This window comes from Grimontia sp. AD028, assembly GCF_000973155.1.
Taxonomy (GTDB): Bacteria; Pseudomonadota; Gammaproteobacteria; order Enterobacterales; family Vibrionaceae; genus Enterovibrio; species Enterovibrio indicus.
The window spans coordinates 1-14,884 of record NZ_LASY01000099.1; the positions used below are offsets into that span (position 1 = coordinate 1).

Consider the following 14,884-nt stretch of genomic DNA (forward strand, 5'->3'; position numbering starts at 1 on the left):
GGGTCAGTGACGGTGATAGAGCCGGTTGCTGAGGTATCGACGTCACTGATTGCAGCAGAGGTATCACCCGTCACAACTGCAGACTGGTTGGTACCAGTGACCGTCACGACAATCTCATGCGTCGAATTGTCAGACGCGGTCAGGGTAAAGGTCTCGTTGGCTTCCTCGCCTTCTGGCAGAGATTGGGCTTTGTCTGGATCGACGGTGTACGTCCAGTTGCCATCCACCAGTTCAAAAGTGCCGTAATTACCGTCAATCGTAGTGTTGCCGATGGTGGCCGTTTCGCCGGAATCGGGGTCAGTGACGGTGATAGAGCCCGTCGCGGAGGTATCGATGTCACTGATTGCAGCAGAGGTATCACCGGTGACAACCGCAGACTGGTTGGTACCAGTGACCGTCACGACAATCTCATGGGTTGAGCCGTCTATCGCTGTGAGGGTGAAAGTGTCTGTGGCTTCTTCGCCTTCAGGAAGCGGTTTGGCTTTGTCTGGGTCAACGGTGTAAGTCCACTCGCCGTCCACTAATTCGAAGGTGCCGTATTCGCCTTGAATGGTGACATTGTCGATAGTGGCGGTTTCACCGCTGTCTGGGTCGGTGACAGTAATTGATCCCGAAGTCGAGGTGTCCTGATCGGTCACTTGTCCGGTGGTATCGCCAGTGACTATAGCAGCATCATCCGTCCCTGTTACGGTTACAACAATCTCATGGGTTGAGCCGTCCGACGCGGTGAGGGTGAAGGTGTCGGTTGCCTCTTCGCCTTCAGGGAGTGGTTTGGCTTTGTCTGGGTCAACGGTGTAAGTCCAGTTGCCGTCAATCAATTCAAAGGTGCCGTATTCCCCTTCGATAGCCACATTATCAATGGTGGCTGACTGACCACTGTCAGGATCGGTAATGTTGATCGAGCCGGAAGTCGAGGTGTCCTGATCGGTGACCGAGCCTGTGATATTTCCGGTGACGATTGCTGCATCGTCGGTGCCTGTGACTTCGATTTTTATCTGCTGTTGGGTGTTGTCAGACGCGGTCAAGGTGAAGGTTTCAGTGGCAACCTCGTTAGCACCCAAAGCCTCGGATTTAGACGGATCTAGGGTGTAAGTCCAATTGCCGTCGACCAGTTCGAGCGTACCGTAATTTCCTTCCAAGGTGGTATTGGCGAATTCCGGGGTGTCGTTGGTGTCAGCATCTGAAATGCTGATTTGGCCAGACGCGGTGACCGCATCACTGACATCAAGATAGTTAATGTTGCTAACTTCTTGGTAAGAACCCTCAACCAGTGCCAGATCGGTGCCAGGGACGATGTCTGGACCGTCGATTTGAACCAACAGGGTGGTTGGTTCGCTTGTACCACCAAAATATTCGCCCGTTTCCGTGGCAGATACTGTGAGTACGGCCATGGTGAAGAGATTGCCATAGGCGTCGGAATATTGAACGGTGGCATTTGCAGAAACAGGGTAGCTCTGGCCATTAAGTTCAATGGATTGTGATCCGTCGTTATTCAGTCTGCCATCACTGTCAGTAATGTTGGCGCTGAAGCCGACTGAACCGAAACTCAACGAGTCTGGCTGACTGTCGAGGCTAAAGTTTGCGGGTTCGCCATCTGCATCATCACCAAAGACAAACAGGTTGGTGACTTCCACAACAGGGCCTGTTTCGGTAGACACAGACCCTGTGAATTCTCCTGAAACCACCGCGGCATCAGCGGTTCCCTCTACGGTGATTACGATTTGGTGTTCGTTGTTTTCGCTATCGACAAGGGTGATGGTATCTGTGGCGGTTTGACCGGCATTCAGCCCTTGTGCAACAGACGGATCGAGGGTGTATGTCCACTCGCCGTCGACAAGCGAGAAGGAGCCGTATTGACCTTCTACATCGGTGTTGGCGATAACTGGGTTGTCCCCGCTGTCTGCATCGATGACAGAAACGGAGCCTGTTGCAGTGAGATCGGTTCCTTCCACCAAATTCGCGGAGGTGTCGCCTGTCAGTTCTGCGGCGTTGTCTGTACCAGTGACATTGATAGCCAGTTCATGGGTGCCGCCCATGGAATCGGTAATGATGATGGTGTCTGTGACGGTGACACCTTCATCGAGCTCTGCGGCAAGCTCCGGATCCAGTGTGTAGGTCCAGTTGCCATCTACCATGGTGAAGGAGCCGTATTGCCCTTGTTGATTGGTATCGGGCAAAGTCGGGTTATCACTGGTGTCTGGGTCGCTGACAGACAGGGAACCGCTGGCGGTGAGTGAGGCGCTATCATCGCTAACCGAGCCTGAAATATCGCCTTCCAGCATGGCTGAATCTTCACTGCCGGTAATGGTGATAACAATGTCATGCACGGAACCATCAGAGGCGGTGATACTGATGGTATCGGTGGTCGATTCACCTTCGTCGAGATACTGTGCAAGATCGGGATCCAGTGTGTATGTCCATTCGCCATCGACCAAGGTTAATGAACCATATTGCCCGTCAATTGTGCCGTTTGGTAGGGTAGGGCTCTCCCCTGTATCTACATCGACCAGTGACACCGAACCAGTCGCAGTGAGTGCTGCACTGCCTTCGGTGATCACGCCTGTGGTGTTACCCGTCAGCACAGGTTCCTGATCTGTCCCGGTAATCGTAATGGTGATTTCGTGTTTTGAACCGTCTGACGCTTCAAGCGTGACGACATCAATGGTGGTTTCACCATCTGGCAATGCTGCGACTGAATCTGGGTTCAGGGTATAAGTCCATTCCCCATCGATCAGTGTTAGCGAGCCGTATTGACCGTCGACTTCAGCGTCTGGCAGCGTCGGTGAATTATCGGAATCAGGGTCGATAACGCTGATAAACCCAGACGTGGTTGGCGAGCCATTATCACTGATAGAGCCAACAGTATTCCCTGTCAGTACCGGCTCGTCATCGGTACCGGTCACCGTAATGACGATTTTTTGCTCAGTGCCATCAGAGGCGGTAACCGTGATGATATCGGTGTCGGTTTCTCCGCTGTTCAGACGCGATGCTGCGTCTTTGTCGAGGGTGTATGTCCATTCCCCATCAACCATTTCCAGCACACCGAATTCGCCTTCAATGCGCGTATCTTCGAAAGTCGGTGAGTCATCGGCATCTACATCGGAGATGGATAGTGACCCTGTCACAATTTGAGTTTCTCCGCTGGTGGTGTCGGTCAGGGCTCCGCCGGTCTGGCCGCTGACAACGGGAAGATCATCGGTTCCCTGAATGTTGATCTCTATGGTGAGCGGAGTGCCATCTAAAGCGTAAACGGTGATGGATTCGGGCAGCACATCGCCTGCATCCAGCGCATCAAAACTGGTGGTATGCTCGGGAGAAGAGGTGTATGTCCAGTTCCCGGCTTTATCTATGTTGATTTCACCGTATGTGCCGGTAAAAGTACCTGCCTGGAAGAAGGATTCCCCGTAATCAGCGTCAGATACGGTTGCGCGGCCATTCGTGGTAATCGCGCTGTCGGTTTCGCTGACGGTTACATTGGTCATGCCGCCAAATACGGCGGTATCGTTAGTGCCATCAATGGTGATAGTAATGGTTTGAACCGTACCATCTTCGGCACGAACCGAAATCGTATCGGTTAGCTGGTCACCCTCTCCAAGTCGGTTGATAGCGCCTTTTTCATCGGTGGAGGAGTAAGTCCAGTTACCGTTAGTATCGATGGTGATTTCACCCCAGCGCCCTTCAATGGTCTGTGGCGTGAAGGCATTATCGTTGCCATCAACATCGGTCGATGTCAGCTGTCCAGACGTGGACATGGTGCCATCACTTTCTACCAAAGTGCCTACGATGTCGCCGGCGATCTCGGCAGGGTCGTTGGTGCCTACCACGGTGACGAGGATTTGTGTTTCGGTGCCATCTTGTGATCGAACAGTGATGGTATCGACCAGCTGTTCACCTTCTTCTAGCGCATCAAAAGTGGCGTTGTAAGCGGGATCTGAGGTGTATGTCCAATTGCCTGCCGCATCAATACTGACTTCACCATAGGTACCGTTGAAGGTGCCGGCTTCGAAGAAAGATTCACCATAGTCAGCATCTGACACTGTCAGGCGGCCACTGGTGGTGAGTTGGCTATCTGTTTCGTCGATACTGACGCTGTTCATGCCGCCAAATACCGCTGCATCATTGGTGCCCGTGATGGTAATGGTGATGGTCTGTTCCGTGCCGTCTTCAGACTGAACGGTAAGGGTATCGGTCAGCTGTTCGCCCAGCCCAAGGCGGTTAATGGCGCCTTTGTCGTCGTCTGAGCTGTACGTCCAGTTACCATTGGCATCAATGGTCAGTTCACCCCATCTTCCCTCAAGGGTTTGCGGTGTGAATGTATTGTCGTTGCCATCCACATCGGTCGCGGTCAGCTGGCCTGATGTGGTCATGGTACCGTCGGCTTCCACCACAGTGCCGACGATATCGCCTGCAATCAATGCAGGATCATTGGTACCAATAATGGTGACTTTGATGTCGGTTTCCGTGCCATCCTCCGAGCGCACGGTAATGGTCTCAATACGCTGTTCACCTTCTTTAAGTGAATCAAGCGCGGCGTTTTGGCCAGGGTCCGTGGTGTAGGTCCAGTTACCCGCCCGGTCAATGGTGACAGCACCCAGATCGCCGACATAAGTTCCGGCTTCCATGAAGGACTCGCCCAAATCTGAATCGACGACATTGATGGTGCCTGACACGCTGATGACATCATTGGCTTCATACACGTCGCGTGAAGAGATGGCGGAAAACTCGGGCGCATTATTTGTCCCTACGAGTGTGAGGACGATTTGTTGTTCCGTACCATCTTCAGACCGGACAATGACCACTTCAGTCAACGTTTCCCCTTCCGGTAGACGTTCAATGGCGCCAGTAGGATCGGTGGTGGTGTAAGTCCAATTGCCATCTTCATCAATGGTGATTTCACCACGCAGAGTAGAAATGGTTTCTGCCACGAACTTGTTATCTGTGCCGTCGACATCCGCTGAGGTGAGGGTGCCAGTGGCCGTCATCGTGCCGCTGTTATCAACCACAGTCGCGGTAATATCGCCACCGATGACGGCTTCGTCGTTGGTGCCGTTGATCGTGATGGTGATTTGGGTTTCTGTGCCATCGACTGAATACACAGTGATGGCGTCTGTCATTTTTTCGCCATCTGCCAGAGACTTAATGGCAGAGTCGCTGCTGTCATGAGTGGTGTAAGTCCAGTTGCCGGCAGCATCAATGGTGACGGAACCCCAGGTGCCGTCGAACGTGCCTGCTTGCATGAATGACTCGCCGGCATCCGGATCATTGATGTTGATGGTGCCCTGTGCCGACATGGCACCGTCACTCTCGGTGATTTCTCCGGTGCTGATAGCGGAAAAGACTGCGTCATCATTCACGCCTTGGAAGGTGATGACGATTTGTTGCTCAGTGCCATCTGCGGCTTTGACAGTGACATATTCAGTCAGCGTATCTCCTTCTCCGAGCGCTTCGATCGCGCCTGTAGGATCGGTCGACACATAGCTCCAGCTACCGTCTTCATTGATGGTGAGTTCACCTCTCAATGTGGTAATGGTTTCAGCGATGAAGGTGTTGTTTTCGCCGTCAACATCGTTTGAGGTCAGGGTGCCGGAAGCTTGAAGGTTTCCGCCCTCGCCGGAGATGGTGGCCGAAATATCGCCTGACACCAGCGCCGGGTCGTTGGTGCCTTCAATGTTCAGAACAATTTGGTGGGTACTGCCATCAGAGGCGGTGATAGTGACGATATCTGTCGCTTGTTCACCTTCACCCAAAGGTGCAATGGCCTCTTTGTCAGCGGTATAAACCCAGACGCCGTTGTTCACCTCCAGTGACCCGTATTCGCCTTTATAGGTGCCATTTTCCAGTGCTGTTTCATTGTTGGAATCTGGGTCAATCACAGTGAGTGTGCCAGTAGCGGAAGGTGGCACAGTGCCGTTGCCATCGGTAACTGTGGCTGTGGTATCGCCTTCCACCTTGGCGTCATCATCGGTACGGTTGATGGGCAAGGTCACGGTTTCTTCCACCGTGGTTTTTCCATCGGAAACACTGACGGTAACGCTGATTTCGTCCAAGTTCAGGGTATCGTCATCAATTGCGGCGGCACCGGCTTCTGTAAGCACAACGTTGCCGTTTTCCACTTTGAAGTAACCATCAGGGTCATTTGTGATTTCAATGGTTAGCGCATCGCCATCGCCGTCTGTGGCATCGATAGACGCAACAACGCTGCCTTCAGCGACGTTTTCATCCTCCGTGAGCTCAACGGGTGTGATAGAAATTTCCGGCGTATCTTCAACCTCTGTCACTGTCACCCCAACCGTGCCAGACGTTTTGTACTGACCATCCGTGATATCAATGGTGAAATTGATGGTGCCACTGAAATTTGGTGGAGGCGTTAAAGTGAATGATCCATCGCTGTTTTTGGTGATGGTTGCACCTTCGACGCTGGGTCTGATGTCTGTGACCTGAATGTTGGCCGCGTTACCGCCGCGGATCGCACCGAGAATATCTTCGCGGCTAAGAATAATGTCGCCATCTTCTTGAGAGGAGATCGTAAAGTTACCGAAGGTTGGCGGTGCATTGTTGTTACCGCCGCCGCCCTCATCGTCAGTACTCGGTTTTTGTTGGATGGGCAAGTAGCGGCTGCTGAAGAGGGTCTCGGTTTGACCCGATGTTAACTTGTTGGAACCAAAAAGCCCCGTACTATCAAATGCGCTTATGTTGCTGATACCACCCGTGGAGCCAATGTACTCAATAACGGAAGCCGCCGTGAGTGCTGATCCTGCAGCTTCTTCACCCGCCGCTGTTTCAGTGCCTTCCTTTTGGGTGGGGTCATCGCCTTCTTCAATCGCCGCGATAACGTCGAGCACATCGGAAGGGAGGTCGAGGTTATCGAAACCTTCTTCTCCAACAAGTAATGCTTCGTCAAGCACATCAAGCTGCTCACCTTCTTCTGTTACCAGCCAGGCGTTTTTTCCATTGGGTACGGATAATACATCGCCGGTTTGCAGCACGGTGTTGGGTGCTGCCTGCACCAATTCACCGTCTGGTTTTACCACAAATGCTTGTCCTACGACCTGACTAATAACTAAGTTGATAGCCATAGTTTTCTCCCGACAATTAGCGGCTCATCATTGAGCTAAATGTTTATCTTTTGAGCGGTTTGTTAAAAGTAGTACATAACGTTAAGTGGGGATAAGCCAGTCAAGGAAGTTAGATAAATTTTCTTTGCAATCTGTTTCATAAATGAGATTTACGTGCAGGCAGGTGATGGAAGTGAAAAGAAAAGCGGCATTGTCACCCCCGAAAAAAGATGGAAATAGGTCTCATATGCAACTGACAAACAAATAATTAAGTCGGTGTCAGATTTGGCAGTCACAATGAAAAGCCACTAGCTTTATAAGGCAGATAGATGTTTCGCCAGTGAGAAATAAGTGAGTACGGGAAGTCGCTGATGACGGGGTCCGTGCCTAAACAAGGCCTGCAGAGAAAGGCTAACCAAAAGCTGATTGGCGATCTTGGCCCAAGACGGTTGTGTCTGAAAAAGTCTTAAAGGAAGGCCTAATGACAGGTTTGGTGAAAAATGAGCCCTTGATTGTGCTCGCGGACGAAGATCTTTCCCACATTGATTTTTACCAGCAAGTTTTGAGTGAGAGTGGATATTGGCTGCGTTCGGTTGCGACGCCCGCCAAGTTGATGACAATTCTCCAACAACATCCGGTGAACATTCTTGTTATCAGCATGGACTTTCCGTTTGAAGATGGCGGTTCATTTACCCAGGAAGTTGCCAAGATCAAGCAATTACCGACCTGCCGTAACACGCGAATTGTGATGACGAGTAGCCAGTTTTCTGCTGAACAAAAACAACAGGCGTACCGAAGCGGTGGTGCTGATTATGTGGTTTATCCCATCGCCCCAGAGGAACTGTTCCTGAAAATGTCGACACACCTGACGGCGGGAGCAAGAAACAACGTCGCCAGTGCGTTGAGTAGAAGCTTCAATGTGCTGTCTGAGTCTAATCTGTCGTTGTATCCCATGATGGCGACGGCGCTTAGCTGCGCCCAGATGCTGAATCAAACCTCCCTCAGCAACAAGCAGGCGCTGTATTTGGATAGCCTGACCCGCGCCCTCAAACGCACTGGGGTGATCTGCGATAACCTGCGGGATTTCCAAGAGCTTTCTTCGCACTTTCTCTCGCTGGAAAATACACCCTTCGACCTCGACCAATTGCTGGAAAGTTTGCGTGAGTACCTACTCAGCGAGGCGGAGAGCCGCGATGTTGAACTTCTGTTTAATGTGCCACTGGACGTGCCACGTTCCTTGGTGGGTGATCCGGACAGATTGCGCAGAGTGCTGCTGAACCTTATTGATGAGGCCATGATTGTCGGTGAAGGCAGCCCCATTATTCTCAGCATCAAGTCGGGTCAATTGAACGATAACAGTGCTGTGCTGGAATTCGCCATCAACCAGAAAGTGACGGACGACGAGCAGATGTTCGACGATCTGGAAGAGTTAAACGAACGCCTGCTGATGTCCAAGTCGGAAGTGGATGAATCCATCAACCTGCTGATTGCATCTTGCTTGATTGAGCAAATGGGCGGGCAGGTGCATGATGAAATGGATGACAGCGAGCCTGGTGTTTATTTCAATCTGGAGTTGCAACTGGCAAAAGCTACGTCAGATAAGAGTTTCTCTGTGCCTGTCGATTTACGTGAGCTTCGCGTTCTTATCGTGGATGACAACCCTTCTTCCATCGCGGTGCATCAGGCCATCATCGAGTCGTTGGGCTTTGATGTGGATGCTGCCAGTGATGTAGACAGTGCGTTCACCGCTATTATGGAAGGGCATCTGGATTTAGAGCTGGAACCTTATGATCTGGTATTGCTTGATTGGCACATGCCTGGGAAGAAGGGATTCCATCTGCTAGAAAAAATCAAAGATGACCTTGAGCCCGAGAAACACCCGCTGGTGATTGTGATCAGCGCGTATGACAAGAAGAAAATCGACAAGGAGCGCGGTCAGGGCAAGATTGATGGCTACCTCCATAAACCTATTTCTGCGTCAGTGATGTTCGATACCATCATGGAAGTGATGGGGCAAAACTTGCCCAAAACACACCGACGTGTCATCGGGGCCAAACAGTATGGCTCGGCAGTCACTGTCAACGGCGGCGGACGCCGGATTTTGGTGGTGGATGACATGCCCATCAATCAGCAGATTGCCCGAGAGATCTTAATCAGTAACGACTTCCAGGTGGAATTAGCCTCTTCCGGCCGTGATGCTGTGGTCAAGGTTTGTCCGGCACCAGAGCTATACGATGCCATTTTGATGGACCTAGAAATGCCAGAAATGAACGGACTGGAAGCCACCCGGATCATCCGTGAAACCTCTGACAAAGAAAGCTTGCCGATTTTTGCAGTGACCGCACATACCATGGAGCGTGACCGTCAACGTTGTTCAGAAGCAGGAATGAATGACCACATCCCTAAGCCACTTGATGCGGACAACTTGCTACAAAAGCTCGCAGGGTATCTTGGACTTGCCGTCACATCGGTCTCCATTCAGGAAGGGGAAGAGGCCAGTCAATCGACTGAATACGAATATGTCGATGTGGAGGATGGCATCAAACGTGTGATGGGGAACGAGGCGCTTTATTTCAAACTGCTGAGTGACTTCGTCCACCAAGCCAGAGCGCAGGAGAATCAGGTCTATCAACAAATTGAAGCGGGGCTGCTGACGGAAGCGTCGGAAAATGCTCACACCATTGCTGGCAGCGCGGGCAACCTTTCAATCGTGGGTTTACGCCGCTCGGCCAAACAACTGCAGAACGCCCTGATGGCTCTGGAAGATTATCAATCGCCGCTTACCCACTTTAAGCGCGACATGGACAACGCGATAAAGGAAATTGGGGAGATTTTGCTGAGGCATCATCAAACCGCTATCCCACAGAGCCTGTTGAACGCTGAAAGCGCAAAGAACACGTCATCAAGCTCAGCGACGCCGGATGTGGATCAGGCAAAACTTTCGCGCTTAAAAGTCTTCAAAGACCAAATGATGTCGCAAGACCTGATAGCGATCGATACCTATTATCAGTTGCTGGTCGACTACTGCGATTTGGCACCCAAGTTGAAACCCGTGGGCGATAAATTGATTGAGCTTGACTATGCCAAGGCGTTGAGCGCATTCAACGCTTATATCAAAGAAAACAAACTGGATATCCCATTGGCTGATGAAAAGGGAGCAACGCATGCACGCTAATACCACTGCTCCAGATAAAGATACAGTTCTGTTGGTCGATGAATCACCAAACAGTATCCGCATCTTAAACGCCATTTTGGGTGAAGAATACCGGGTGATTTTTTCCACCTCGGGCGCAACAGCCAAAGTGTTGGCGAAGGCTGAATCACCCAAGTTGATCCTGATGGATGTCGAGTTGCCTGATATGGATGGGTTTGAACTCTGTCAGTATTTTAAAACTGAACCAGGCACCAAAGATATCCCTGTCATTTTGATCACTGAACATTCAGAAGATGAAGGCCGGGAAATGGGGTTGAAAATTGGTTGTGCCGATTACATTTCCAAGCCAGTGTCACCCGCAGAAGTCAAACTGCGCATCTACAACCAACTTCGTATTCGTCGCAATGAAGAGTTGATCATGCAGCGAGCGCTCTACGACTCGCTAACCGGATTAGCGAACCGTAATCTCACACTTGATCGGCTGCGCTACGCCATCGCTCACGATCTCCGCAGGGGCTTAATGACCGGCGTGATGCTGGTGGATATCGACAATTTCAAAATCATCAACGATACACTGAGCCATGACGTGGGCGATCAGGTGTTGGTAGAGTTGTCTCGCCGAATCGTGAAAACCGTGCGCGAAATAGACACTGTCGGACGGGTCAGTGGCGACGAATTCCTGATTGTCCTTCCCGGCTTGCATCAGACAGAAAATGCCTGCCAGATCGCCAGCAAACTGCGCAAGGCTATTAACAAGCCAATCGAGATCACAGGTGGCGGTGAAGTGCACATCACTGCCAGCATGGGGATCTCGCTAAGTCCATTGGACTCAGATGATTTCAAGCGTCTCTTTGGTAATGCTGATATTGCGAAACATCAGGCGAAAGAGGGCGGTAAAGACAGCTATCGCCTGTTTACCAGTGAGATGAATGATAACGTCCACCGCCGGTTGAGGCTTGAATATCACCTGGTTTGGGCGCTCTCCCGCGGGGAGTTTTCTTTGGTATACCAGCCATTGTATAACCTGAACACCAACCGTATATCTGGCGCAGAAGCATTGCTCCGATGGAACAACGACGAACTGGGTTCTGTCGCGCCAACCGAGTTTATTCCTATCGCAGAACAGTCAAACCTCATCTATGAAATTGGCAAATTTGTTCTCGATACTGCCATGAATGACTTTGCATCACTGACAAATAAGGAAGGGGATTTACTGCATCTGGCCGTCAACATCTCCCCACAACAAGTCAGGCAACCGCAATTTGTTGATGACTTCACCCAAATCATGGAAAAGCATGAGTTCGCAGCCGACAGACTGGAATTGGAGGTGACGGAAGGGTTACTCCTCAGCAATCAACCAAACGTCAAAGAGATGCTGAACACTCTGCATGATTTGGGCACGGAGCTGTCGATGGATGATTTCGGCACGGGCTATTCCTCTCTCAGCTACCTGCTTCAGTTCCCTTTCGATGCCCTTAAAATTGATCGTGAGTTTGTCGACGGTATTACGGACGTTGAATTAAATGAAGCCCTCGCTACCGCCGTCATTTCTATGGCTCAAGGGTTGAAGATCAAGACGGTAGCCGAAGGTGTGGAGACCGAAGAGCAGCTGGAGATGCTAAAGTCGAAAGGCTGTGATTTAGCACAGGGCTACTATTTGAGTCGCCCGTTAGATATTGAAGGGTTGAAGGCGCTCTTAGGTGACAGTCAGGCTTCACCGCTCGGAGATACCACTATTGAGAGTTCGGCGGATGAATCAAAGGCTACCTGATTGCGATCAGTAACTGGATTCAACAAAAGGGAGCAATGGCTCCCTTTTGCTTTTGAGACGATGAACTTTCGGTAGTGAAAGGAGAAGCTACTTCAACCATCCGGCGACCGTTTGTACTGGATCGCCGCCACCTTGTGGCGTAAGCCAAACGGCTATTGCTGATGGCTTGGCGGCGACCTCGTTACCCAGAGTAAACTGCCAGTTATGCTGCCCTGGTTTAGTGCCGAAATCTACCACCACAAAATCATGCTCCAAGGTTCTGCCACGGTTTTCACCACGTTTTACCTTGGTTTCAATATCCATGGCGAGCAACGCGAATTGTGCGTTGAGGTGCGCATTGCCTTCGTAATTCACACTGAGAATATTGCCGTTGAGAGATGCTTTTAGTGCGGGTGCTTGAGGGCCGCTGGCATAAGGAACGGGCTGTCTGGCGAAAAAGCCCCGCCATTCCTGATCGTTGATAAACCATCCTGGGGTATACACGCCACTGGCACGGCTTTGAGAGACCTTTTGTCGCTGCCTTTGACTGAACTCAGGCTTGGCGTATTTATCTTCCCAGCCAATGTAATTCCAGTAATCCACATGAAACGCCATAGGAATCACACTCGTCCAAAGCCCATCTTTCCCTTTGAGCTTGTTAAGCGCGGCTTCTGCCGGAGGGCAACTGCTGCATCCTTCTGAAGTATAAAGTTCAACCACAGTGGCAGGCGAACCGCTGTTCTCCCAAGTTTGTGCTGAGAGTGATAGCGGAATAGCAGCGGAAGAAAGCAAAGTGAGGGTTAGCATTCGACGCATAACAGTACCTTTGGGTATAAGCTCCCTAAAAGAGACCTGCAGGCGTGTCAGTCGCTTTCAACTTTTGAGAAACCTTGTGCCTTTCTGTTTGTTTTACGAGTCTTTTGTCTAAGCTGGATGATAGGGTTACAGCCCATAGGGTTAACGCCTAAAAACTTTGGGTATAAAGGAGAACACCATGAAACTGCTTGTGATTATTTTCTTCACGCTGTTTCTTGCCAGCGGGTGCAAAATCACCAGTATTGAAGGTGAAACGGACGATGTCGAAATCAAAGTTAATTCCAAAGACAACGACGACTACGGTGATAAAGGTGATAAGGATGGTCACCCAGACGGCAAATTCTGCCCACCAGGACAAGCCAAGAAAGGGCGGTGCTAACAAAGGTTGGATATGAAGATTTCAACCGATAGTTACGTGGTTGTTATGACGACGTTTGCTGATGAAAATATCGGCAAACGTATTATCGAATCGCTGCTGGACAAGAAACTGGCGGCCTGTGTTCAGGTGCTACCCATACAGAGTTACTACCATTGGCAGGGGAAAATCGCTTCTGATGCTGAAAAGCAGGTGATGATAAAAACGAAAAAGTCACTATATCAGGATGTCGAAGCAGAAATCTGTCGGTTGCATGATTACAACGTGCCCGAAGTGATACAGCTGCCTATTGAAGCGGGTTTACCTGCTTACCTATCCTGGATATCTGAAAGCTGCGAACAATAAAAACCTCTGTCGTTTGAACAACAGAGGTTTTTTATTCATTGGAATACAGAACTTAGAGCTTGATTCTGTAGCCAAGAATGAGGCTGAGATTTTTCTCGGTGTCGTCGAGTTTTTGGCCACTATTCAGGGAGCCTTCCAGCTTACCTTGGGTATAACGGAGGCCTACCATCAGATTAGAAAAATTGCCATCAACACCAGCACCCCAGCGAAAACCATCCCCTGTCGCATCGTCGCTGCCGTTGTAAATTCTGAGTGACGAATAGCCGACCAAACCATATACATCCAGTGAACTTTCAGAACCCATGTGGAATCGTTTACCTACCGGAATATTGGCAGAATATGAGTAGTCTTCTTTGTAACCACCGTAGGTCTTTTCGAAGTCATCGTTGTTCAACAGTGCGAATTCGAGTTCACCGCCAAGAAAAAAATTGTTATCGGCGATATTTTTGGCACCTACATGTACGGCAAATTTTTCGCCTGTTTCATCAGCAAACTCGTGCGCTCCAATGCTTCCTGCAATGTAGAAATCTTGTTCATTCGCTTGTGCAGCACCTGATGCCAGTGCCGCAAACAGCAAGCCGGTTCCCAACTTCATTTATTAAATTCCTTTTCCTAACCAGTTATTACGCTATTGAAATAGCGACTATCAAACGTAATTCCTGTTCAAATTACAGGAGGCAGAAAAAGGGAGTTTGTATCTTATTTAATAAAGGAAAGGCTTTGTTTGTATTTATATTAATTTAAATGCATTGCGCTGATATGCAAGGGGCAAGTTTTGTATTAATTAATATTCAAATCTTGCCCAATTATTTAACGATGGTTATTTCTTTAATTCAATTTGATGTGCTTCTGACCAGTTCCTCAAGTCATCAAGAATCTTTAATGCAGACTGGCCGAACTCTGTGAGCTCATAACTAACAGCAATAGGACGATCACTGATCACCTTGCGTAAAACCATGCCCTCACTTTCCAACTCCTTTAGTCGTTGGTCGATCATCTTTTTACTGGCACCGCCCAATTGGCGGGCGAGATCATTAAAACGGACTGGGCCATCTTTTAAATGATAAATGATTGAGCCTTTCCACTTGCCGCCAATCAGGCGCATCGCGCGTTCAATCGCACAGGGCTCCGTGCACACATTGGTCGCAGATTTCCGGCCGCGACTGTCAGTTTCTATTTTCGCTACCAACTTAGAATGCCTCGCTCTAAAAAGACCCTAGGTTACAAAAAGTAAACTGGTTGAAAAGAAGGTAAAGGTTACCATAATTAACCACACAATACATTCTATACCCAAACAACCTGAAGATGCCGGATTCAGCGAGTTTGACTGGTGTTGTGATCGCGGCGTCCCTTTGTAGGTGTAGTCACCTCCATCAAAAAGGGACAAC

Annotated in this window: 8 protein-coding genes; 4 read left to right on the plus strand and 4 right to left on the minus strand. The window is 50.0% G+C overall.

The features are described from left to right. Nucleotides 1–7,076, minus strand: a 7,076-nt coding sequence (locus RN22_RS25020; protein ID WP_197076322.1) for a VCBS domain-containing protein, incomplete at its 3' end; no start/stop codon positions are given. A 460-nt stretch (nt 7,077–7,536) separates the two neighbouring features. On the opposite strand from RN22_RS25020, the gene RN22_RS19410 reads away from it, so the two are divergent. Together RN22_RS19410 and RN22_RS19415 are read left to right on the plus strand one after the other, a co-directional pair. Continuing rightward, nucleotides 7,537–10,230: a response regulator gene (locus RN22_RS19410; RefSeq protein WP_046306896.1), complete on the plus strand. Its 2,694-nt coding sequence runs from the start codon at nt 7,537–7,539 to the stop codon at nt 10,228–10,230. After that, complete coding sequence (locus RN22_RS19415; protein ID WP_046306898.1) at nt 10,220–11,980, plus strand: EAL domain-containing response regulator; 1,761 nt, start codon at nt 10,220–10,222, stop codon at nt 11,978–11,980. The genes RN22_RS19410 and RN22_RS19415 overlap by 11 nt, the downstream gene beginning before the upstream one ends. A gap of 87 nt (nt 11,981–12,067) precedes the next feature. Here RN22_RS19415 and RN22_RS19420 read toward each other — a convergent pair whose 3' ends face one another. Next, nucleotides 12,068–12,775: a DUF1223 domain-containing protein gene (locus RN22_RS19420; protein ID WP_046306900.1), complete on the minus strand. Its 708-nt coding sequence runs from the start codon at nt 12,773–12,775 to the stop codon at nt 12,068–12,070. A gap of 178 nt (nt 12,776–12,953) precedes the next feature. On the opposite strand from RN22_RS19420, the gene RN22_RS19425 reads away from it, so the two are divergent. Further along, on the plus strand, nt 12,954–13,154 hold the full coding sequence (locus RN22_RS19425; protein ID WP_046306902.1) for a hypothetical protein: 201 nt from the start codon (nt 12,954–12,956) through the stop codon (nt 13,152–13,154). Between the two features lie 12 nt (nt 13,155–13,166). Beyond that, nucleotides 13,167–13,496, plus strand: coding sequence for a divalent-cation tolerance protein CutA (cutA, locus tag RN22_RS19430; protein ID WP_046306904.1), 330 nt, complete (start codon nt 13,167–13,169; stop codon nt 13,494–13,496). A 52-nt stretch (nt 13,497–13,548) separates the two neighbouring features. Here the strand turns inward: cutA and RN22_RS19435 are convergent, their stop codons facing one another. Beyond that, complete coding sequence (locus tag RN22_RS19435) at nt 13,549–14,091, minus strand: outer membrane beta-barrel protein (RefSeq protein ID WP_046306908.1); 543 nt, start codon at nt 14,089–14,091, stop codon at nt 13,549–13,551. Nucleotides 14,092–14,316: 225 nt separating this feature from the next. After that, nucleotides 14,317–14,685, minus strand: coding sequence for a helix-turn-helix domain-containing protein (locus tag RN22_RS19440; RefSeq protein WP_039850580.1), 369 nt, complete (start codon nt 14,683–14,685; stop codon nt 14,317–14,319). Nucleotides 14,686–14,884 lie beyond the last annotated feature (199 nt).